We start from the raw sequence: 18299 nt of genomic DNA, 5'->3' as shown, positions 1-18299 counted from the left end.
AGCCCGCTCAGCGCGTTTTGCGCACGCGCAGGATCTCGTCCAGGATCAGGCAGATCGCCCCAATCGTGATGGCGGTATCCGCGACGTTGAAGGCCGGAAAGTGCCCCTGATGGAACAGCGGGCTCAGGAAATTCCAGTGGAAGTCCAGAAAGTCCACCACATAGCCATGCCACACGCGGTCGATCACGTTGCCGATGGCGCCGCCCAGCAGGCTGGCCATGGCAAAGCTGAACAGCTTCTGGTGCGGGTGCGTGCGGAGCATCCAGATGATGAAGGTCGCCGCCGCAATGCCGATGCCCATGAAAAACCAGCGCTGCCAGCCGCCCGCCTGCGCCAGGAAGGAGAAGGCCGCGCCATAGTTGTGCACGCGCACCACGTTGAAGAAGTTGGTGACGAAGGTGGCATCGCCCAGCTGGTAGTTCTGGACGATCAGCACCTTGGTGAACTGGTCGAAGATCAGCCACAGCGCGGCCACGGCCAGCCACAGGCCGAGGCTGCTGTCGCTGCTGCGCGTGGTTTTGCGGGCGGTGCCGGTGCGGCTGCGGGTGGTCGTCGCCATTTATGCAAACTCCCGCGCTTCGCCGGCGCCGTGCAGGTTGCTGTCGCAGCGGCCGCAGATGGTGGGATGCTCGGGGTTTACGCCCACATCGTCGCGGTAGTGCCAGCAGCGTTCGCATTTCTGCGCGGAAGAGGGCGTCACGCTGATCGCCAGCGCATCGCCGGCTTGCAGCGTCACCTGCGAGGTGATGAAGATGAACTTCAGGTCGTCGCCCAGGCTTTGCAGGGCGGCCAGATCGTCAGACGGCGCCGCGATGGTGAGGTTGGCCTGCAGCGAGGAGCCGACCTGGCCCTGTTCGCGCACAGCCTCGATTTCCTTGTTGGCAGCGGCACGGATGTCCAGCAGGCGCTCCCATTTCACGGCCAGCAGATCATCGGTGGCGGGCAGGGTGCTGTAGGTTTCGATGAAGATCGAGTCGCTGCTGCCGATGATTTCCCACGCCTCTTCGGCGGTAAAGCTCAGGAACGGCGCCATCCAGCGCAGCATGGCGTGCGTGATGTGGTACAGCGCGGTCTGGGCGCTGCGGCGGGCGCGGCTGTCGGCCTGCGTCGTGTACAGGCGGTCCTTCAGCACGTCCAGGTAGAAGCCGCCCAGGAATTCGCTGCAGAAATGCTGCAGCTTGGCCACCACCGGGTGGAACTCGTACACCTCGTAGTGCGCCAGGATGTCGGTCTGCAGCGCCGCGGCACGGCCCAGCGCAAAGCGGTCCACCTCGAACAGCTCGGCATCGGCCACGGCATCGCGTGCGATGTCGAAATCGCTGATGTTGGCCAGCAGGAAGCGCAGCGTGTTGCGGATGCGGCGGTAGGCATCAACCACGCGCGCCAGGATCTTGTCGTCGATCGCCAGGTCGCCCGAGTAGTCGGTGCTGGCCACCCACAGGCGGATGATCTCGGCGCCGAGCTTGTCGCTCACGCTCTGCGGCGCCACCACGTTGCCAACCGACTTGCTCATCTTGCGGCCCTGGCCGTCCACGGTGAAGCCGTGCGTCAGCAGGCCCTTGTAGGGCGCGCGGCCGTCGGTGGCGCAGGCGGTGAGCAGCGAGCTGTGGAACCAGCCGCGGTGCTGGTCATGGCCTTCCAGGTACAGGTCTGCCGGAAACTGCAGCACATCGGCATGGCTGCCGCGCAGCACGTGCAGGTGCGTGGTGCCGGAATCGAACCACACGTCCAGCGTGTCGTTCACCTTGGTGTAGTGCTGGGCCTCTTCCGCGCCCAGGATCTCCTCGGCCGTGACCTTGCTCCAGGCCTCGATGCCACCGCGCTCCACCAGGCTGGCGGCCTGGTCCATGATTTCCATGGTGCGCGGGTGCAGCTCGCCGCTGTCCTTGTGGATGAAGAAGGGCAGAGGCACGCCCCAGTTGCGCTGGCGCGAGATGCACCAGTCCGGGCGGTTGGTGATCATGTCGCGCAGGCGCGCCTTGCCGTTCTCGGGATAGAAACTGGTCTGCTCAATGGCCTCCAGCGCCACTTCGCGCAGGCTGCGCGGCGCCTTGTCGCTGGTGAACACGCCTTCGCCCTCGTCCATGCGCACGAACCACTGGGCGGCCGCGCGGTAGATCACCGGCGTCTTGTGGCGCCAGCAGTGCGGGTAGCTGTGCGTGATATCGTGCGTGGACAGGACACGGCCGGCATTCTTCAGCGCCTCGATGATCACCGGCACCGCCTTCCAGATATGCAGGCCGCCGAACAGCGGGAAGCCGTCTTCATACTGGCCGTTGCCCTGCACCGGGTTGAGGATGTCCTCGTACTTCATGCCGTGTGTGACGCAGCTGTGGAAGTCGTCCAGGCCATAGGCGGGCGAGGAGTGCACGATACCGGTGCCGTCCTCGTCGGTAGCGTAGTCGGCCAGGTACACGGGCGAGAAGCGCGCGTAGCCGGGGTCCACGTCGTACAGCGGGTGCTTGAAATGGATCAGGCCCAGGGTCTCGCCCTTGGTGGTGCCCACCACCTCGCCCTGCAGGCCGAAGCGCTCCAGGCAGCTCTCGACCAGCGAGGCCGCCAGCAGCAGATAGCCGCGCTCGGTCCTGACCAGCGCGTAGTTCAGGTGCGGGTTGATGTTCAGGGCCTGGTTGGCGGGAATGGTCCAGGCGGTGGTGGTCCAGATCACGGCAAAGGCGGGCGTATCCAGGCCAGGCAGGCCGAAAGCGGCAGCCAGCTTGTCCGGATCCGCACATTCGAAGGCGATGTCCAGCGTGGTGCTCTTCTTGTCCTGGTATTCGATCTCGAACTCGGCCAGCGAGGAGCCGCAGTCGAAGCACCAGTACACCGGTTTGAGGCCGCGGTAGATGAAGCCGCGTTCCATGATCTTCTTCAGCGCGCGGATCTCGTTCGCCTCGTTGCCGAAGTTCATGGTCTTGTACGGATTGTCCCAGGCACCCAGCACGCCCAGGCGCTTGAAGTCGGCCATCTGGCCGGCGATCTGCTCGGCGGCGTAGGCGCGGCTCTTGGCCTGTACCTCGTCGCGCGGCAGATTGCGGCCGTGCAGCTTCTCGATCTGGTTCTCGATCGGCAAGCCGTGGCAGTCCCAGCCCGGCACGTAAACGGCATCCAGGCCCTTGAGCTGGCGCGCCTTCACGATCATGTCCTTCAGGATCTTGTTGACCGCGTGGCCGATGTGGATCTGGCCGTTGGCATAGGGCGGGCCATCGTGCAGCACGAACTTCTCCTGGCCGGCGCGGGCGGCACGCAGCTTGTCGTGCAGCTTGCCGTCTTCCCACTTCTTCACCCAGTCGGGCTCGCGCTTGGGCAGGTTGCCGCGCATGGGGAAGGGCGTATCGGGCAGGTTGAGGGTCTTGCTGTAGTCGGTGGTGTTCTGGTCGGACATGGCGGCGGAATCTTGGAAAGAGGGGACAGGGGCCGCATCATGCGGCGGGCAGGACGAGGCAGGCGGGGCATGCGGGCGTCGGACGCTGCCGGGGCCATGGGCCGCCGCAGGCCGGGCGCGCATGGCAGGCCTGCCATGCGAAGGCCGTCAAATTCGGTCGCGCGTGGTCTGGCGTCGGGTTTCGCTGTGGCGGGCGGCAAACCATGCGCGCGCGTCGGCACAGTCTTGCGCAATGCCCTGTTGCAGGGCGGCCAGACCGTCGTACTTGCGTTCGTCGTGCAGTTTGTGCAGCAGTTCCACGCGGATGATTTTACCGTAGCCGCCTTCGCGCCCCAGTTCCTGCGGCCATTCGAGGCAGAACGTCTCCAGCAGCACGCGTCCGCCGTTCACGTCATTGGGGTCGAGCGAGGGGCGGATGCCCATGTTGGCCACACCCGGCAGTGGCTGTCCGTCCTGCGTCAGGCCGTGCACCTGCACCACGAAAATGCCGCTGGCGGCGGGTTTCCAGTGCGAAAAGCGCAGGTTGAGCGTGGGAAAGTCCAGGCTGCGGCCCAGCTTGCGGCCATGCACCACATGGCCGCTGACGCTGTAGGGGCGGCCCAGCAGGCGCGTGACCTCGTTCATGTCGCCCGCTGCAAGCGCCTCGCGCACCTCGGTGCTGCTGACGCGGATGCCCGGCTCCGATGGCGCGGCCTCGCCCGGCGGCGTCAGGCGCGAGATCTCGTAGCTGTTCATGCGCGAGACCTCGAAGCCCTGCATGCGGCCGGCGGCGTCCAGCATGGCGTAGTCGCCGATGCGGCCCGCGCCAAAACGGAAATCATCGCCCACCAGCACATACTGCGCCCCCAGGCCTTCCACCAGCACCTGGCGGATGAACTCCTCGGCGGGCAGCGAGGCCAGCTGTTCGTTGAACGGGATGATCACCGTCTGGTCGATGCCGTTGTTCGCCAGTTCGGACAGCTTGTCGCGCAGGGTGGCGATGCGCGCCGGGGCCAGTTCCGGCTTCCTGAACTTCTCGGCAAAGAAGTCGCGCGGATGCGGCTCGAAGGTGAGGGCGCAACTGGGCAGGCCGCGATGGCGCGCCTCGTTGCGCAGCAGGGCCAGCATCGCCTGGTGGCCGCGGTGCACGCCATCGAAATTGCCGATGGTCAGGGCGCAGCGCGGGGCGAGCTGGGAATGGCGAAAGCCGCGGAAAATCTTCATGGGCGGGTATTATCGCCGCACGGCTGCCCCTGGGGCAAAAGAATGCGCACGAGCCCGGCGCGTTAGCGCGAGGGTTGCGCCGCCGTCAGCAGGCGCTGATAGTCATCCGCCGTGCGCTGGCAGGTGTCGCCAGTGCCATCGCGCCGCGCCAGCAACAGCAGGGAGCGGTCCCAGCCTGCAGTGTATTGTGCGCGCAACTGGCGCACGTCGTAGCCCTGGCGCAGGGCCGTGCTGGCTGACTCGGCAAACAGCGGTTCCTGGCCGGGCGCGCAACTGGCCAGCATGGCGCGCAGGCGCAGCAGGTGGCGCGCGGTGTTCTCGGCCGTCTGCTCCTTGATGGAAACCGGCTGCGGCACGGCCTGCTCGGCCAGCGCCAGCCACTGCTCCGCCTGGGCGCTGTCGTGCTGGCGTGCGGCCAGCATGGCCAGGGTTTCGGCCACCTGCAGGCGCTGCAGGGGGGCGAGCGAAGCAGCGGAAGGGGCTTTCAGCGCGGCGGCCAGTTGCTGCTGCAGGCGCGGCACCAGCGGGGCGAGCTTGCCCGGCCACTGGTCCAGCCGTACCAGCGTGCCCAGCATCTGCTGCTGGGCCTGCAGGCGCAACAGGTCGATGCTGCCATCGGCCTTCAACGGTGAAGCTTCCAGCCAGGGCTGCAGGCGAAACTGCAGGCGCTCGGCGCGCTGCAGCATCTGGGCGCTATCGGCCAGTTCGGCGCCATCGCGGTGCTGGTGATAGGCGACGGCCAGCGCCGTGCGCGGCACATCCACCAGATAGGACATGCCCGGCAGCACCACCGCCCAATAGGCCAGGTTCAGCGCCAGACCGCTGGGCTCGCGCCCCTGTTCCATGGCCTGCACGCTCTGGCGCGCGCCATACCAGGGGCCGGCAATCAGCGCCGCCAGAGCCAGCAGCGCGACAAGCAATTTACGGTTCATGGGCCTGCATTCTAGTCCTGCCATGTGGCTGGGAACGGCCGGTTCATGGTGTATCGCCTACACGCTTGCGCCGCCGATGGCGGATAATTCCGGGCATGACTTCGCAGAAAAACATCGTGATCCTGATCTCCGGCGGCGGCTCCAACATGGCGGCCATCGTGCGTGCTGCGCAGCGCGAACACTGGCTGCGCCGCTTCGGCGGCCGCATCGCTGCCGTGATCAGCAACAAGGCCGATGCCGGCGGCCTCAAGTTTGCCCAGGAGCAGGGCATTGCCACCGGGGTGCTTGATCACAAGGCCTTCCCCGATCGCGCCAGCTTCGATGCTGCGCTGGCGGAGCTGATCGACCGCTACGAGCCTTCACTGGTGGTGCTGGCCGGCTTCATGCGTATCCTCACGCCGGAGTTCGTGGCGCGCTATGCAGGCCGCATGCTCAACATTCACCCCTCGCTGCTGCCGGCCTTTCCGGGGCTGCACACGCACCAGCGGGCGCTGGATGCAGGCTGCCAGTTTGCCGGCGCCACCGTGCACATCGTGACGGCCGATCTGGACCACGGCCCGATTCTGGCGCAGGCCGTGGTGCCCGTGCTGCCGGACGACACTGCCGATACGCTCGCTGCGCGCGTGCTGACGCAGGAACATCTGATCTATCCGCAGGCCGTTGCCCGCTGCCTTGCGCGTCAGGCCAGCCTGCAGCAGGAGGCCGCATGACGACCCAGCCCGGCGACGCCATTCCCGTGACGGTGCCCGCGCCGCACGACCTGATCACATCCTGGCCCGAACAGCCGCAGCAGTTGTTCCTGCTGTTCCATGGCGCGGGGCAGAAGCCGTCCGACATGCTCGAGATGGCGCAGCGCCTGGCGCGGCAGTTCCCGCAGGGCATCGTGGCCTGCGTGGCCGCACCCCATGCCTACGACGAGGGCGATGGCTTCCAGTGGTACTCGCACCGCGGCGAGCGCGACGAGAACCGCACCGAGCGGCTGCTGCCGGCACGTCTGGAGTTTTCCGCCACGGTGCGTGCCTGGCAGCGCCACACCGGGCTCGGCCATGAACGCACGGCCCTGCTGTGCTTTGCCCAGTCTGCAACGGTGGCGCTGGAAACCGTGGCGCTCGAGCATGACCTCGCCGCGCGCCTGTTTGCCGTGGCCGGCCGCTTCGATCGCCTGCCCGAGCAGATGCACCAGCACACCTGCATCCACTGGATGCACGGCAAGAACGACGATGTCATGCCCTACCAGGCCGCGGTGGAGGCGGGCTATCGGTTGCGGGATCTGGATGCGGACTTCTCCGTCGACGTGTTTCCCGAAACCGGCCATTGCGTGACCGAGGAGATGGAGCAGCGCATCTTCCATCTGCTGGCCAACCACGTGCCGCTGCGCCTGTGGCGTCAGGCAATGGCCGAAGCGGGGCAACCGGAGACGCCGCCGCCTTCGCCACTGCACTAGAACTCCCCAGCGCGGGAGCCGGATGCAGGAAGCAGGGTCTCCGCAGCCATTCAGTAGGGGGCTTGACCTGCATCAGCACCGTCACCCGCCGGTGCGGTAACAGCTTGTAGGGCTATTGACTTTTGGCGACCAGCCGTCACCATAGAAATCTCTGCAACCCTTGGCCGCAAGGCCTGAATAGACACCTGCATGCTTGACTCCTTTTTTGGCGTCCTCACCCGCATCCTGATGTGGGGCGCCGCAGCCGTTTTCACCACCAGCATCCTGATCGCCGGCACCTTCGCCGTGGCCGTCGGCGGCGTCTGGATGCTGCTGACCGGCCGCAATCCGCTGCTGCTCTATCGCAGCTACTCCGACATGGCCAACCGTTTCCGTGGCGGCAATTTCGGCTGGTCGTCCATGCCGCAGGGCGGTGGTTTCGGATCGGCGTCTGCCGATGCCAACGCCGAAGAAGCACCTGCACCGCGCAAGGCGCCGGCCAGGCGCCGCTTTGGCCGCTCCTCCGATGTGCAGGATGCGGTCGTCAAGGAAATCCGTTCCTGAGGTTGAAGGCGAGGCGGAACTGGTTCCGCATGCGCCAACGGAATCCGCAGGCCACAACGGAAAAGGGCGGCAAGCCAGTGCTTGTCGCCCTCGTCGTTTCTGCAGCCCGTATCCGAGATACAGGCCGTAGCGCTATCAGCTTTCCACGAAAGCGCGCTCGATCACATAGTCGCCCGGGGTAGTGGTATTGCCCTCCGCAAAGCCGCGCTTCTCGCAGATTTCCTTCAGGTCGCGCAGCACGGTCGGGCTGCCGCAGATCATCACGCGGTCGGTTTCGGGATTCAGCTCCGGCAGGCCGAGTTCGCGCGCCATCTGGCCGCTTTCGATCAGGGTGGTGATGCGGCCCTGGCGCTCAAAGGGTTCGCGTGTGACGGTGGGGTAGTAGATCAGTTGCTCGCGCACGATCTCGCCCAGGAATTCGTGCTCGGGCAGTTCCTTGGTCAGATAGTCGCGATAGCACAGCTCGGCTACGTGGCGCACGCCATGCACCAGGATGACTTTCTCGAAACGCTCATAGGTTTCCGGGTCGCGGATGATGGACAGCCAGGGCGCCAGGCCGGTGCCGGTGCCCAGCAGGTACAGGTTTTTGGCCGGGGTCAGATAGTCGATCAGCAGGGTGCCCGTGGGCTTCTTGCCGACGATGACGGTATCGCCCACCTTCAGGTGCTGTAGCTGGCTGGTCAGCGGGCCGTCCGGCACCTTGATGCTCAGGAATTCCAGGTGCTCCTCGTAGTTGGGGCTGGCAATGCTGTAGGCGCGCAGCAGCGGCTTGCCGTTTTCCTGGCGCAGGCCGATCATCGTGAAATGCCCGTTGGAGAAGCGCAGGGCGGTGTCACGCGTGGTGGTGAAGCTGAACAGGCGGTCGGTCCAGTGGTGGACGGAAAGAACTTTTTCTTCGAGAAAGGCGCTCATGGTGCTCGGTCAGGAAGGCGGCGCTGGAAAGGGCGCTGCACAAGGAAAAAACAGGACGACAGGGGCCGTGCAGGTGGCGGCTATCGGGGTAAACCCACATTGTGCGCCTGACGTGACAGGCTTGGCAAAGATTTGTGTCTTATTTACTCATAACCCTGATCCGGATCAGAGAAGCCTTTCACGTCATGTGGCGAAAGTGGATAAGGTGCTTACAGGCCGGCTTCGCGGCGCAGCGCCGGGAACAGGATCACGTCGCGGATGCTCGGGCTGTCGGTCAGCAGCATCATGAAGCGGTCGATGCCCACGCCGCAGCCGCCGGTGGGCGGCATGCCGTATTCCAGCGCGCGGATGAAGTCGTGGTCGAAGAACATGGCCTCGTCATCGCCGGCATCCTTGGCATCCACCTGGGCCTGCAGGCGCGCGGCCTGGTCCTCGGCGTCGTTCAGCTCGGAGAAGCCGTTGGCCATCTCGCGGCCGGTGATGTAGAGCTCGAAGCGCTCGGTCACTTCCGGGCGGGCATCGTTGGCGCGCGCCAGCGGGCTGATCTCGGTCGGATGCTCCATGATGAAGGTGGGCTGCCACAGCTTCTCTTCCACCGCTTCCTCGAAGTACATCACCTGCAGGCTGGGCAGGCTGCGGCTGCTCAGGCGATGTTCTTCCTCGCTCATGCCCAGACGCTTGAGCGCGCTGATCAGCCAGGCCGGATCGTCCACGTGTGCGCCGGCCTCGGTGTGGGCGTGGATGGCTTCGCGGATGGTCATGCGCTGGAAGGGCTGGGACAGGTCGATGGCACGGCCCTGGTAGCTGATCTGCAGCGTGCCCAGCGCCTTCATGGCCACGTGGCGCAGCAGGGATTCGGTGAAGTCCATCAGGTCCTGGTAGTGCCAGAACGCCGCGTAGAACTCCATCATGGTGAACTCGGGGTTGTGGCGGACGCTGATGCCCTCGTTGCGGAAGCTGCGGTTGATTTCGAACACGCGCTCGAAGCCGCCCACGATCAGGCGCTTGAGGTACAGCTCGGGCGCGATGCGCAGGAACATTTCCTGGTCCAGCGCGTTGTGATGCGTGACGAAGGGCTTCGCGTTGGCGCCACCGGGAATCGGGTGCAGCATGGGTGTCTCGACTTCCAGGAAGCCGTGGTGCACCATGAACTCGCGCATGCTGCTGATGGCTTTGCTGCGTGCGGTGAAGCGCTGCCGGGCGGACTCGTCGGTGATCAGGTCGACATAGCGCTGGCGGTACTTGATTTCCTGGTCGGCCACGCCGTGGAACTTGTCGGGCAGCGGGCGCAGGCTCTTGGTCAGCAGGCGGATTTTGGTCGCGTGCAGCGACAGTTCGCCGGTGCGCGTCTTGAACAGATAACCCTCGGCCGCAACGATGTCGCCCAGGTCCCAGTGCTTGAAGGCGCCGTACACGTCTTCGCCCACGTCGTCGCGCGTGATGTAGATCTGGAAGCGGCCGGTGGAATCCTGCAGCGTGGCAAAGCTGGCCTTGCCCATGACGCGCTTGAGCATCATGCGGCCGGCGATGCTGGCGGGGATTTTGTCGCCGGCGGCGTTGGCTTCGTCCAGCTGTTCCTTGGTTTTTTCTTCGTGGGCAGCGAGCAGGTCGGCAGCGCGGTTGGCCGGCTTGAAGTCGTTCGGGAACGCCACGCCCTTGCCTTCGGCCTGGGCGGCGCGCAGCGCCTTGAGCTTCTCGCGGCGTTCGGCGATCAGCTGGTTGTCATCAACGGCGGGGGCTGCGGGAGCCTGGGCGGGGTTCTGTTGTTCGGACATGGACGGTGTGATGGCGAGGCAAGGCCTGCCTCTGGGCTGGCAAAAACCCTTATTTTAGGCTGTGCGGGGTGCTTGCGGCCAGTGGCGGGGGTACAGGATGTTGTGGCGGACCGACTGCGCGAGGCGAATCGAAGGGTTTGGTGCCAACCGGGATTGGCCGCCGAGGGCGATTGTGCCCCGCGGGAGTCGCGGTACCATGCACACAAGGGCGAACCGATAGTGTTCGCCAGAACACGAAAGACTGGAGACCACTGATGACGCAGACCCCGGCCCTTTTCAACTCCGCATCGATCCGGCGCAGCGCCCCGGCTCTTGCTGCCTCCGTGCTGGCCCTGTTGCTGGCGGCCTGCGGATCGCCGCCTGCAGGCCGGATGTCCGACGTGGCCCGGGCAGAGGCGGTTGCGCCGCTCGCGGGCAAGGCCGCGGTGCGTACGGCGATGCCCATGGCTGTGGGAGGACAGGTCCTGTATGCGCCATCGCCAGCCGGTATCGAAGACCTGCGGCCTGCCAATACCGAGAAGTACGGCGAAATCAACACCAACCCGGTGCATGAGGTGGCGAAGGAGCCGGTTTCCACCTTCAGCATCGACGTGGACACCGGCAGCTACGCCAACGTGCGCCGCTTTCTCAATGACGGCCGGCTACCACCGGTGGATGCCGTGCGGGTGGAAGAGCTCATCAACTACTTTCCCTATGACTATCCCCGTCCGGCTGCCGGCAGCCCGCATCCCTTCGGCGTGACGACGGAAGTGGCACAGTCGCCCTGGAAGGCCGATGCGCAACTGCTGCGCATTGCCATCCAGGCCGCAGACAAGACGCTGGGCAGCCTGCCGCCGGCCAACCTGGTGTTTCTGGTGGATGTGTCCGGCTCCATGCAGGCGGCCGACAAGCTGCCGCTGGTGAAGAGAACGTTGCGCCTGCTGACCGAGCAATTGCGCCCGCAGGACCGCGTGACCATCGTCACCTATGCCAGCGGCGAAAAACTGGTGCTGCCGCCCACGCCGGGCAGCAACAAGGAGGCCATCCTGGCCGTGGTGAACGCCCTGCAGGCTGGCGGCTCCACGGCGGGCGAGGCGGCGATCCAGATGGCCTACCGCGAGGCGCAGAAAGCCTGGCAGCGCAACGGCATCAACCGCATCCTGCTGGCGACGGACGGGGATTTCAACGTCGGCATCACCGACTTCAACACGCTCAAGGGCATGGTGGCGGAAAAGCGCAAGTCCGGCATCTCGCTCACCACGTTGGGCTTCGGCACCGGCAACTACAACGAGCGCCTGATGGAACAACTGGCCGACGCGGGTGACGGCAACTACAGCTATATCGACAGCGAACTGGAGGCGAAGAAGGTGCTGCGCCAGCAGCTCACCTCCACGCTGGCCACCGTCGCGCAGGACGTGAAGGTGCAGGTCGAGTTCAATCCCGCCACGGTGAGCCAGTACCGCCTGGTGGGATATGAGAACCGTCTGCTGCGCAAGGAAGACTTCAACAATGACCAGGTGGATGCCGGCGATATCGGCGCCGGGCATGGCGTGACGGCGCTGTACGAGATCATCCCGGCGGGCAAACCGGGCTGGCTGAGCGACAGCCGCTATCAGCCGAAAGCGGCTCCAGCCGGGCATGGCAATGAACTGGCCTTTGTGCAGCTGCGCTACAAGCCGGTGGGCAAGAGCACCAGTGTGCTGATGAGCACACCGGTGCCGGTGGGTGCCCGTGCCCTGGCGCAGGCCAGCACCGACATGCGCTTTGCCACGGCGGTGGCGAGCTATGGCCAGTTGCTGCGCGGGGGGCAATATACCGGCCAGTTCGGCTGGAACGACACCGTCGCGCTGGCGCAGGGCGCGCTGGGGGCCGATCCCTTCGGCTTGCGCAAGGAGCTCGTCGAACTGGCGGGCGTGGCGCGCAGCCTGAGCAGCAAGCCGGGCGCGCGGCCGCCGTTGCAGATCAGCCGCTAGTGTGACACCTTGCCGGGCAATGGCTTCGGACGTTCTTGCGCCTGCAGGCCCGGGATGGTCGCTGTGGCGAGCCTGGCGGGCAAGGCAATGACGCCATGATCGAGTCTGCCCCCTTGTGCGTCTAAACCGTAATTTTTATTTTGCTTCGTATGCCTTACCCCATTTCCCACTCCAGTGTTGTGATTCGTGATGCAGGAGTCGAGGACGCCGCCGGCATCCGCGACATCTACAACGACGCTGTGGTGCATACCACGGCCATCTGGAACGAAATTGAGGTGGATGAAGCCAATCGGGTGGGCTGGCTGCAGGCGCGCCAGCAGATGGGCTATCCGGTGCTGGTGGCGGTGGACGAAGGCGGGAATGTACTGGGCTATGCCAGCTTTGGTGACTGGCGGGCTTTCGATGGCTATAGGCACACCGTGGAACACTCGGTCTACGTGCATCCGCAGGCGCGCGGCCAGGGCGTAGCGCGCCAGTTGATGCAGGTGCTGATCGAACGCGCCCGCGCGTTGGACAAGCATGTGATGGTGGCGGCCATCGAGGCCGGCAACCAGCCGTCCATTGCGCTGCACCGGCAGCTGGGTTTTGTGCAGACCGGCCTGATGCCCGAGGTGGGCATCAAGTTCGGGCGCTGGCTGGATCTGGCGTGGATGCAGTTGACGCTGTAACAGTGTTCGAGTATGTATTGACAACGGATATACGTTTGATAGGATGTATATCCGTTGTATAGCCACCAGGAGAAAGCCATGCGGGATGCTGCAATCAATCTGCGTGCATTGCCTGAACAGCGTGACCTGATCGATCAGGCGGCCATGCTGCTCGGCAAGAATCGCTCGGACTTCATGCTCGAAGTGGCTTGTGAGCGCGCGCAAGCCGTTCTGCTGGATCAGGTGCACTTCGCGCTGGATGCCAGCCGTTTCCAGCGCTTTACCGAATTGCTGGATGCCGAGCCTGCCAGCAATGCCGGCCTCGTCCGGCTGATGCAGGTCAAAGCGCCATGGGTCGAGCCGGAGGCGTGAGCGTGGAATTGCTGGCCCCGCGGCCGCTTTCGGTCCAGCATCAACTCGCCGCATTCGACAGTGGGGAGGCAGTACTGGACGACTGGCTCAAACGCCGGGCCCTGGCCAATCATGTTGCGGGTGCAAGCCGTGTTTTTGTCGTTGCGGATGCGCAAGGCCGGGTATACGGCTATTACGCGCTTGCGGCCGGCGCGGTGTCGCACAAGGAGGCCATTGGCGCGGTGCGTCGCAATATGCCGGATCCTGTTCCGGTGATGGTGCTGGGCCGTCTGGCGGTCGATGTGCAAGCGCGAGGCAGGGGGCTGGGGGCTGCGCTATTGCAGGATGCTGTTCGGCGCTCCCTGAATGTGGCCGAGAATGCGGGCGTTCGCGCCTTGCTGGTGCATGCCTTGCACGACAAGGCACGCGCCTTTTACGAGCATTATGGATTCCAGCCGTCACCGGTGCATGCACTGACCTTGATGCTTCGCCTGAGCATTGCCGGGCTTGGCACGATGACACGCTGACTACAGGATAAAACCGCCGTCGTCGAACGGCGGCGCTGACTCAAGCCGCCTCGACCGCGTCCGCCGGCATGCGCTGCAGCATGGCCAGGGATTTGGCAATGGTGCTGCGCAGTTCGCGGCGGTCGGTGATCATGTCGACGGCGCCTTTCTGCAGCAGGAACTCGGCGCGCTGGAAGCCCTCGGGCAGTTTCACGCGCACGGTGTTCTCGATCACGCGCGGGCCGGCAAAGCCGATCAGGGCCTTGGGTTCGGCAATCACGATATCGCCCACGAAGGCAAAACCGGCCGACACGCCGCCCATGGTCGGGTCGGTCAGCACGCTGATATAGGGCAGGCCTTTCTTCGCCAGGCGGGTGAGGGCGGCGTTGGTCTTGGCCATCTGCATCAGCGACAGCAGGCCTTCCTGCATGCGCGCGCCGCCGGTGGCGGTGAAGCAGATGAAGGGCACCTTCTGCTCGATAGCGTGCTCGACGCCCCGCACAAAGCGCTCGCCCACCACCGAGCCCATGCTGCCGCCCATGAAGTCGAATTCGAAGCAGGCCACGACAACGTTGATGCTCTGCACGCTGCCGCCCATGACGATCAGCGCATCGGTTTCATTGGTGGCTTCCAGCGCCTCCTTCAGGCGCTCGGGGTACTTGCGGCTGTCCTTGAACTTGAGCGCGTCTACCGGCAGCACTTCCTGTCCCAGTTCGTAGCGGCCCTCGGCATCGAGGAAGGCATTGAGGCGCTCGCGCGCACCCATGCGGTGATGGTGGCCGCACTGGGGGCAGACGTTCTGGTTCTGTTCGAGATCGTTCTTGTAGAGGACCGTGTCGCAGCTTGGGCACTTGATCCACAGGCCCTCGGGCATGTTCGAACGGCGTTCGCTGCCGTGGTTTGCGGCCTTGGTTGCCTTGGCAGGCAGCAGTTTTTCCAACCAGCTCATAGTGTGATGTTGTATTTCAGTTGGCGTAATTATGCGTCCAATGCGCTACGGATACCTTGCAGAAAGCTGGCAGCCGCCCGGTTGATGCCTTCTCCCTGCTCGTTGGCGATGAGCTGGATGATGCGGCTGCCGATCACGACCGCGTCGGCATGCTCGGCAATGGCGCGCGCGCTTTCGGCATCGCGGATGCCGAAACCGACTCCGACCGGGATCTTCACGTGCTCGCGGATGCGCGGGATGGCTTCTGCCACGGCGGCCGTATCCAGCGCGCCGGACCCGGTCACGCCCTTGAGCGAGACGTAATAGACATAGCCGCTGGCCAATTGCGCCACCTGTTCCATGCGCTGCGGCGTGGAAGTGGGGGCCAGCAGGAAGATCAGGTCCATGCCATGCTCACGCAGCTGCGCGGCAAACTCGGTGCATTCCTCGGGCGGATAGTCCACCACCAGCAGGCCGTCCACGCCGGCTGCGGCAGCATCGCGCGCGAAGCTGCCGGTGCCATGGTGCAGTTCGTAACACTCGATCGGGTTGGCGTAGCCCATCAGCACCACGGGCGTCTTGTCGTCCTTCTGGCGGAAACTGCGCACGGCCTCCAGCACGTCGGGCAGGCCGCTGCCCTGGGCAATCGCCTGTTCGGCCGCCTGCTGGATCACCGGGCCGTCGGCCATGGGATCGGAAAAGGGAATGCCCAGTTCGATGATGTCCACGCCGGCTCCGACCATGGCGTGCATGAGCTCGGGCGTGCAGCCCTTGTGGGGATAGCCCGTCATCATGTAGGGAATGAGGGCGGTGCGGCCCTGGGCTTTCAGGGCAGCCATGGTGGATGCGATGCGGCTCATTGCTGGACTCCTTCACCGGATTGGCCGGCGCCACCCTTGACGACATGGCCGCGCATGGACGGGCGATCGTAGAAATCGACGCCGGACAGGTCGGCCACGGTGCCGATATCCTTGTCGCCACGGCCGGACAGGCAGACCAGGATGGATTGATCGGGCGACATGGTCTTGGCCAACTTCATGGCATGGGCCACGGCATGGCTGGATTCCAGCGCGGGGATGATGCCCTCGGTGCGGCACAGGTAGTGGAAGGCCTCGAGCGCTTCCTTGTCGGTGATGCCGACATACTCGGCACGGCCGGTGTCGCGCAGCCAGGCGTGCTCGGGGCCGACGCCGGGATAGTCCAGGCCGGCGCTGATGCTGTGCGTTTCGGTGATCTGGCCGTTCGCATCCTGCAGGATGTAGGTGCGGTTGCCGTGCAGCACGCCCGGGGCGCCCATTTGCAGGCTGGCAGCGTGCTTGTCGGTATCCAGACCTTCGCCAGCGGCTTCCACGCCGATCAGGCGCGTATTTTCGTGCTTGATGTAGGGGTAGAAGATGCCCATGGCATTGCTGCCGCCGCCCACGCAGGCGATGACGGCATCGGGCTGGCGGCCGGCATTCTGCTCGGGCATCTGCGTCAGGCATTCCTCGCCGATGATGCTCTGGAAATCGCGCACCATCATGGGGTAGGGGTGCGGGCCGGCCACGGTGCCGATGATATAGAAGGTGTTGTCGACGTTGGTGACCCAGTCGCGCATGGCTTCGTTCAGCGCATCCTTGAGCGTGCGGCTGCCGGATTCGACCGGCACCACCTTGGCGCCCAGCAGGTGCATGCGGTAGACATTGGGCGACTGACGCTTCACGTCTTCCGCGCCCATGTACACCACGCATTCGAGGCCGTAGCGTGCGCAGATGGTGGCGGTGGCCACGCCGTGCTGGCCGGCGCCGGTCTCGGCAATCACGCGCGGCTTGCCCATGCGCTTGGCCAGCAGCGCCTGGCCGATGGTGTTGTTGATCTTGTGCGCGCCGGTGTGGTTCAGGTCTTCGCGCTTGAGGTAGATCTGCGCGCCGCCCATTTCGCGGCTCATGCGCGCGGCGTGATAGATGGGGGAGGGACGGCCGACGAAATGCGCCAGTTCGTGCTTGAACTCGGCAATGAAGTCGGGGTCGTGCTGATAGCGGGCGTAAGCCTGCTTGAGTTCGTCGATGGCGTGCGTCAGCGTTTCGGAGATGAACGCACCGCCGTATTTGCCAAAGTGCCCGTTGGCATCGGGTTGGGAATATGCAGACATGGGAATTCTCGATCAGGGCGTGCTGTCGGCCGCGCGCACGGCGGCGATGAAGGCACGGATCTTGCCGGCGTCCTTGATGCCCTTGGCCGACTCTACGCCGGAACTGACATCCACCGACAGCGATTTACAGCGCTTGCGCAACAGGCGCACGCCATCGCCCGCATTTGCAGGCGTCAACCCACCACTCAAAACGAGGCGAGCGTCGACGTTTGTTGGAAGCTGTGACCAATTGAATGCCTTGCCGCCACCGCCATAACCGTCGACATGGGCGTCGAGCAGGATGGCCTGGGCGTTTGAATACAGATGGCTGAATTCTAGCAAGTCGAAGCGCGGGGCGTCATCCCCCAGCGGAATACGGGCGGCACGCAGGTAGGGGCGGCGGCCGTTTCCTGTTACAGCGTCGCAGCGCTCGGGCGTTTCGTCACCGTGGAATTGCCAGAGCGCCTGGGGCACGGCCTCGGCAGCTTCCGCCAGCAGCGCGTCGTCCGCATTGACGAACAGCAGCACGGGCGTGACGAAGGGCGGCAGGCGGCGCGCCAGCTCGGCGGCGCGCTGCGGCGTGACGGCACGCGGGCTGGGGGCGTAGAGCACGAAGCCGGCGGCGTCGATGCCGGCTTCCACGGCGTCGTCGATGTCCTGTTCGCGGGTGAAACCGCAGATTTTGATGCGGGTGCGGGGATGTTGCATGGCGCTATTGTCAAGGACGGCGGGCCGGATCATGCGCCGACCCTGAAAAAGCATCTGGGCGCTGGCGAAGCCCGTGAACGGTGGCAAATGCCTGGGCGCTCAGCCTGGCAGCCAGTCAAAACTGGCCGTGCGCTCCGGCAATCCCCAGTGCGCTTCATAGACAGGCCCGGCAAAGTACAGTCCGCCCGGTGCAAAGGTGGGCGCGGCGGCATCGCGGCTGCGCGCGGCCAGTACCTCGTCGATCCATTGCGGCGGCTTGTGCCCGTGGCCCACCGCGATCAGGCAACCCATGATGTTGCGGATCATGTGGTGCAGAAAGGCGTTGGCCTGGAATTCGAAGCGCCAGTAGGCGCCGCGACGGCTGATGGCAATGCGCTGCACCGTCTTGACCGGGCTGAGCGCCTGGCAGGCGGCGGCGCGGAAGCTGGAAAAATCATGCTCTCCGAGCATGCGCCCGGCTGCATCCTGCATGGCGGTCTGGTCGAGCGGGCGAAACACCCAGCCGACGCGGTTGGCCTCCAGGCTGGGGCGCACGGGCGATTCCATCAGCACATAGACGTAGCGGCGCGCGATGGCTGCCGCGCGCGCATGGAAGCTGTCCGGCACCTCGGCCGCCCATTGCACGGCGATGTCGGGCGGCAGATAGGTGTTGGTGCCGCGTACCCAGGAATTGGTATCGCGCCGGATGTCGGTGTCGAAGTGCACCACCTGCATCAGGCCGTGCACGCCGGCATCCGTGCGGCCGGCGCACAGGGTGTTGACGGACGGGCCGTCAGTGAAACGTTGCAGAGCCAGTTCGAGTTTGTCCTGCACGGTCTGGCCATCGGGCTGGCTTTGCCAGCCGTTGTAGGCGGTGCCGAGATAACTGACGCCAAGGGCGATGCGCATGCGGGGCTTGTCTGC

18 protein-coding genes are annotated in these 18299 nt (G+C 65.2%); 7 read left to right on the top strand and 11 right to left on the bottom strand.

The annotated features are described in order from the left end of the window. Positions 1 to 7 precede the first annotated feature (7 nt). The 4 genes from lspA to KKQ75_RS07315 all read right to left on the bottom strand — a co-directional run bounded on the left by lspA (position 8) and on the right by KKQ75_RS07315 (position 5520). Positions 8 to 559, bottom strand: a complete 552-nt coding sequence (gene lspA, locus KKQ75_RS07330) for a signal peptidase II (protein ID WP_213361280.1) — start codon at positions 557 to 559, stop codon at positions 8 to 10. Continuing rightward, entirely contained in the window at positions 560 to 3385 is a 2826-nt protein-coding gene (ileS, locus tag KKQ75_RS07325; RefSeq protein ID WP_213361278.1) for an isoleucine--tRNA ligase, read from the bottom strand. Between the two features lie 147 nt (positions 3386 to 3532). Next, complete coding sequence (locus KKQ75_RS07320; protein ID WP_213361276.1) at positions 3533 to 4588, bottom strand: bifunctional riboflavin kinase/FAD synthetase; 1056 nt, start codon at positions 4586 to 4588, stop codon at positions 3533 to 3535. A gap of 62 nt (positions 4589 to 4650) precedes the next feature. Next, positions 4651 to 5520, bottom strand: coding sequence for a hypothetical protein (locus KKQ75_RS07315; protein ID WP_213361274.1), 870 nt, complete (start codon positions 5518 to 5520; stop codon positions 4651 to 4653). A 95-nt stretch (positions 5521 to 5615) separates the two neighbouring features. On the opposite strand from KKQ75_RS07315, the gene purN reads away from it, so the two are divergent. The 3 genes from purN to KKQ75_RS07300 all read left to right on the top strand — a co-directional run bounded on the left by purN (position 5616) and on the right by KKQ75_RS07300 (position 7507). Further along, a complete protein-coding gene (gene purN, locus KKQ75_RS07310; protein ID WP_213361273.1) occupies positions 5616 to 6230 on the top strand; it encodes a phosphoribosylglycinamide formyltransferase in 615 nt (204 codons plus the stop codon). Then, positions 6227 to 6964, top strand: a complete 738-nt coding sequence (ypfH, locus tag KKQ75_RS07305) for an esterase (RefSeq protein WP_213361272.1) — start codon at positions 6227 to 6229, stop codon at positions 6962 to 6964. Before purN ends, ypfH begins: the two co-directional genes overlap by 4 nt. 189 nt (positions 6965 to 7153) lie before the next feature. Next, positions 7154 to 7507, top strand: a complete 354-nt coding sequence (locus KKQ75_RS07300; RefSeq protein ID WP_213361271.1) for a hypothetical protein — start codon at positions 7154 to 7156, stop codon at positions 7505 to 7507. 135 nt (positions 7508 to 7642) lie between these two features. Here the strand turns inward: KKQ75_RS07300 and KKQ75_RS07295 are convergent, their stop codons facing one another. Beyond that, positions 7643 to 8419: a ferredoxin--NADP reductase gene (locus tag KKQ75_RS07295; protein ID WP_213361270.1), complete on the bottom strand. Its 777-nt coding sequence runs from the start codon at positions 8417 to 8419 to the stop codon at positions 7643 to 7645. 209 nt (positions 8420 to 8628) lie between these two features. Then, positions 8629 to 10194 carry a lysine--tRNA ligase gene (gene lysS / locus KKQ75_RS07290; RefSeq protein WP_213361269.1) on the bottom strand — a complete coding sequence of 522 codons (1566 nt, stop codon included), beginning with the start codon at positions 10192 to 10194 and terminating at the stop codon, positions 8629 to 8631. A gap of 254 nt (positions 10195 to 10448) precedes the next feature. On the opposite strand from lysS, the gene KKQ75_RS07285 reads away from it, so the two are divergent. The 4 genes from KKQ75_RS07285 (at position 10449) to KKQ75_RS07270 (ending at position 13671) form a co-directional block, all read left to right on the top strand. Then, on the top strand, positions 10449 to 12146 hold the full coding sequence (locus KKQ75_RS07285; RefSeq protein ID WP_213361268.1) for a vWA domain-containing protein: 1698 nt from the start codon (positions 10449 to 10451) through the stop codon (positions 12144 to 12146). A gap of 149 nt (positions 12147 to 12295) precedes the next feature. Beyond that, entirely contained in the window at positions 12296 to 12814 is a 519-nt protein-coding gene (locus KKQ75_RS07280; protein ID WP_213361267.1) for a GNAT family N-acetyltransferase, read from the top strand. A gap of 78 nt (positions 12815 to 12892) precedes the next feature. Then, positions 12893 to 13165, top strand: a complete 273-nt coding sequence (locus tag KKQ75_RS07275; protein ID WP_213361265.1) for a DUF1778 domain-containing protein — start codon at positions 12893 to 12895, stop codon at positions 13163 to 13165. After that, positions 13162 to 13671 carry a GNAT family N-acetyltransferase gene (locus KKQ75_RS07270; protein ID WP_349772150.1) on the top strand — a complete coding sequence of 170 codons (510 nt, stop codon included), beginning with the start codon at positions 13162 to 13164 and terminating at the stop codon, positions 13669 to 13671. Before KKQ75_RS07275 ends, KKQ75_RS07270 begins: the two co-directional genes overlap by 4 nt. A gap of 40 nt (positions 13672 to 13711) precedes the next feature. Here the strand turns inward: KKQ75_RS07270 and accD are convergent, their stop codons facing one another. From accD to truA, 5 genes are all read right to left on the bottom strand, one after another. Beyond that, on the bottom strand, positions 13712 to 14599 hold the full coding sequence (accD, locus tag KKQ75_RS07265) for an acetyl-CoA carboxylase, carboxyltransferase subunit beta (RefSeq protein WP_213361263.1): 888 nt from the start codon (positions 14597 to 14599) through the stop codon (positions 13712 to 13714). A gap of 29 nt (positions 14600 to 14628) precedes the next feature. Continuing rightward, entirely contained in the window at positions 14629 to 15438 is an 810-nt protein-coding gene (gene trpA, locus KKQ75_RS07260; protein ID WP_213361262.1) for a tryptophan synthase subunit alpha, read from the bottom strand. Further along, a complete protein-coding gene (gene trpB / locus KKQ75_RS07255) occupies positions 15435 to 16709 on the bottom strand; it encodes a tryptophan synthase subunit beta (protein ID WP_213361261.1) in 1275 nt (424 codons plus the stop codon). Before trpB ends, trpA begins: the two co-directional genes overlap by 4 nt. 12 nt (positions 16710 to 16721) lie before the next feature. After that, entirely contained in the window at positions 16722 to 17396 is a 675-nt protein-coding gene (locus tag KKQ75_RS07250; protein WP_213361260.1) for a phosphoribosylanthranilate isomerase, read from the bottom strand. A gap of 99 nt (positions 17397 to 17495) precedes the next feature. Further along, positions 17496 to 18284 carry a tRNA pseudouridine(38-40) synthase TruA gene (gene truA, locus KKQ75_RS07245; RefSeq protein WP_213361259.1) on the bottom strand — a complete coding sequence of 263 codons (789 nt, stop codon included), beginning with the start codon at positions 18282 to 18284 and terminating at the stop codon, positions 17496 to 17498. Between the last annotated feature and the right edge of the window lie 15 nt (positions 18285 to 18299).

The sequence above is a fragment of the Brachymonas denitrificans genome (assembly GCF_907163135.1).
Taxonomy (GTDB): Bacteria; Pseudomonadota; Gammaproteobacteria; order Burkholderiales; family Burkholderiaceae_C; genus Brachymonas; species Brachymonas denitrificans_A.
Note: the sequence above shows the minus strand (reverse complement) of the source record. Positions and strands in the feature narration are given on the sequence as shown.

What these genes read in the sequence shown, in the direction of transcription:
- lspA (WP_213361280.1), bottom strand. Translation starts at nt 559, where the DNA reads ATGGCGACGACCACCCGCAGCCGCACCGGCACCGCCCGCAAAACCACG.
- ileS (WP_213361278.1), bottom strand. Translation starts at nt 3,385, where the DNA reads ATGTCCGACCAGAACACCACCGACTACAGCAAGACCCTCAACCTGCCC.
- KKQ75_RS07320 (WP_213361276.1), bottom strand. Translation starts at nt 4,588, where the DNA reads ATGAAGATTTTCCGCGGCTTTCGCCATTCCCAGCTCGCCCCGCGCTGC.
- KKQ75_RS07315 (WP_213361274.1), bottom strand. Translation starts at nt 5,520, where the DNA reads ATGAACCGTAAATTGCTTGTCGCGCTGCTGGCTCTGGCGGCGCTGATT.
- purN (WP_213361273.1), top strand. Translation starts at nt 5,616, where the DNA reads ATGACTTCGCAGAAAAACATCGTGATCCTGATCTCCGGCGGCGGCTCC.
- ypfH (WP_213361272.1), top strand. Translation starts at nt 6,227, where the DNA reads ATGACGACCCAGCCCGGCGACGCCATTCCCGTGACGGTGCCCGCGCCG.
- KKQ75_RS07300 (WP_213361271.1), top strand. Translation starts at nt 7,154, where the DNA reads ATGCTTGACTCCTTTTTTGGCGTCCTCACCCGCATCCTGATGTGGGGC.
- KKQ75_RS07295 (WP_213361270.1), bottom strand. Translation starts at nt 8,419, where the DNA reads ATGAGCGCCTTTCTCGAAGAAAAAGTTCTTTCCGTCCACCACTGGACC.
- lysS (WP_213361269.1), bottom strand. Translation starts at nt 10,194, where the DNA reads ATGTCCGAACAACAGAACCCCGCCCAGGCTCCCGCAGCCCCCGCCGTT.
- KKQ75_RS07285 (WP_213361268.1), top strand. Translation starts at nt 10,449, where the DNA reads ATGACGCAGACCCCGGCCCTTTTCAACTCCGCATCGATCCGGCGCAGC.
- KKQ75_RS07280 (WP_213361267.1), top strand. Translation starts at nt 12,296, where the DNA reads ATGCCTTACCCCATTTCCCACTCCAGTGTTGTGATTCGTGATGCAGGA.
- KKQ75_RS07275 (WP_213361265.1), top strand. Translation starts at nt 12,893, where the DNA reads ATGCGGGATGCTGCAATCAATCTGCGTGCATTGCCTGAACAGCGTGAC.
- accD (WP_213361263.1), bottom strand. Translation starts at nt 14,599, where the DNA reads ATGAGCTGGTTGGAAAAACTGCTGCCTGCCAAGGCAACCAAGGCCGCA.
- trpA (WP_213361262.1), bottom strand. Translation starts at nt 15,438, where the DNA reads ATGAGCCGCATCGCATCCACCATGGCTGCCCTGAAAGCCCAGGGCCGC.
- trpB (WP_213361261.1), bottom strand. Translation starts at nt 16,709, where the DNA reads ATGTCTGCATATTCCCAACCCGATGCCAACGGGCACTTTGGCAAATAC.
- KKQ75_RS07250 (WP_213361260.1), bottom strand. Translation starts at nt 17,396, where the DNA reads ATGCAACATCCCCGCACCCGCATCAAAATCTGCGGTTTCACCCGCGAA.
- truA (WP_213361259.1), bottom strand. Translation starts at nt 18,284, where the DNA reads ATGCGCATCGCCCTTGGCGTCAGTTATCTCGGCACCGCCTACAACGGC.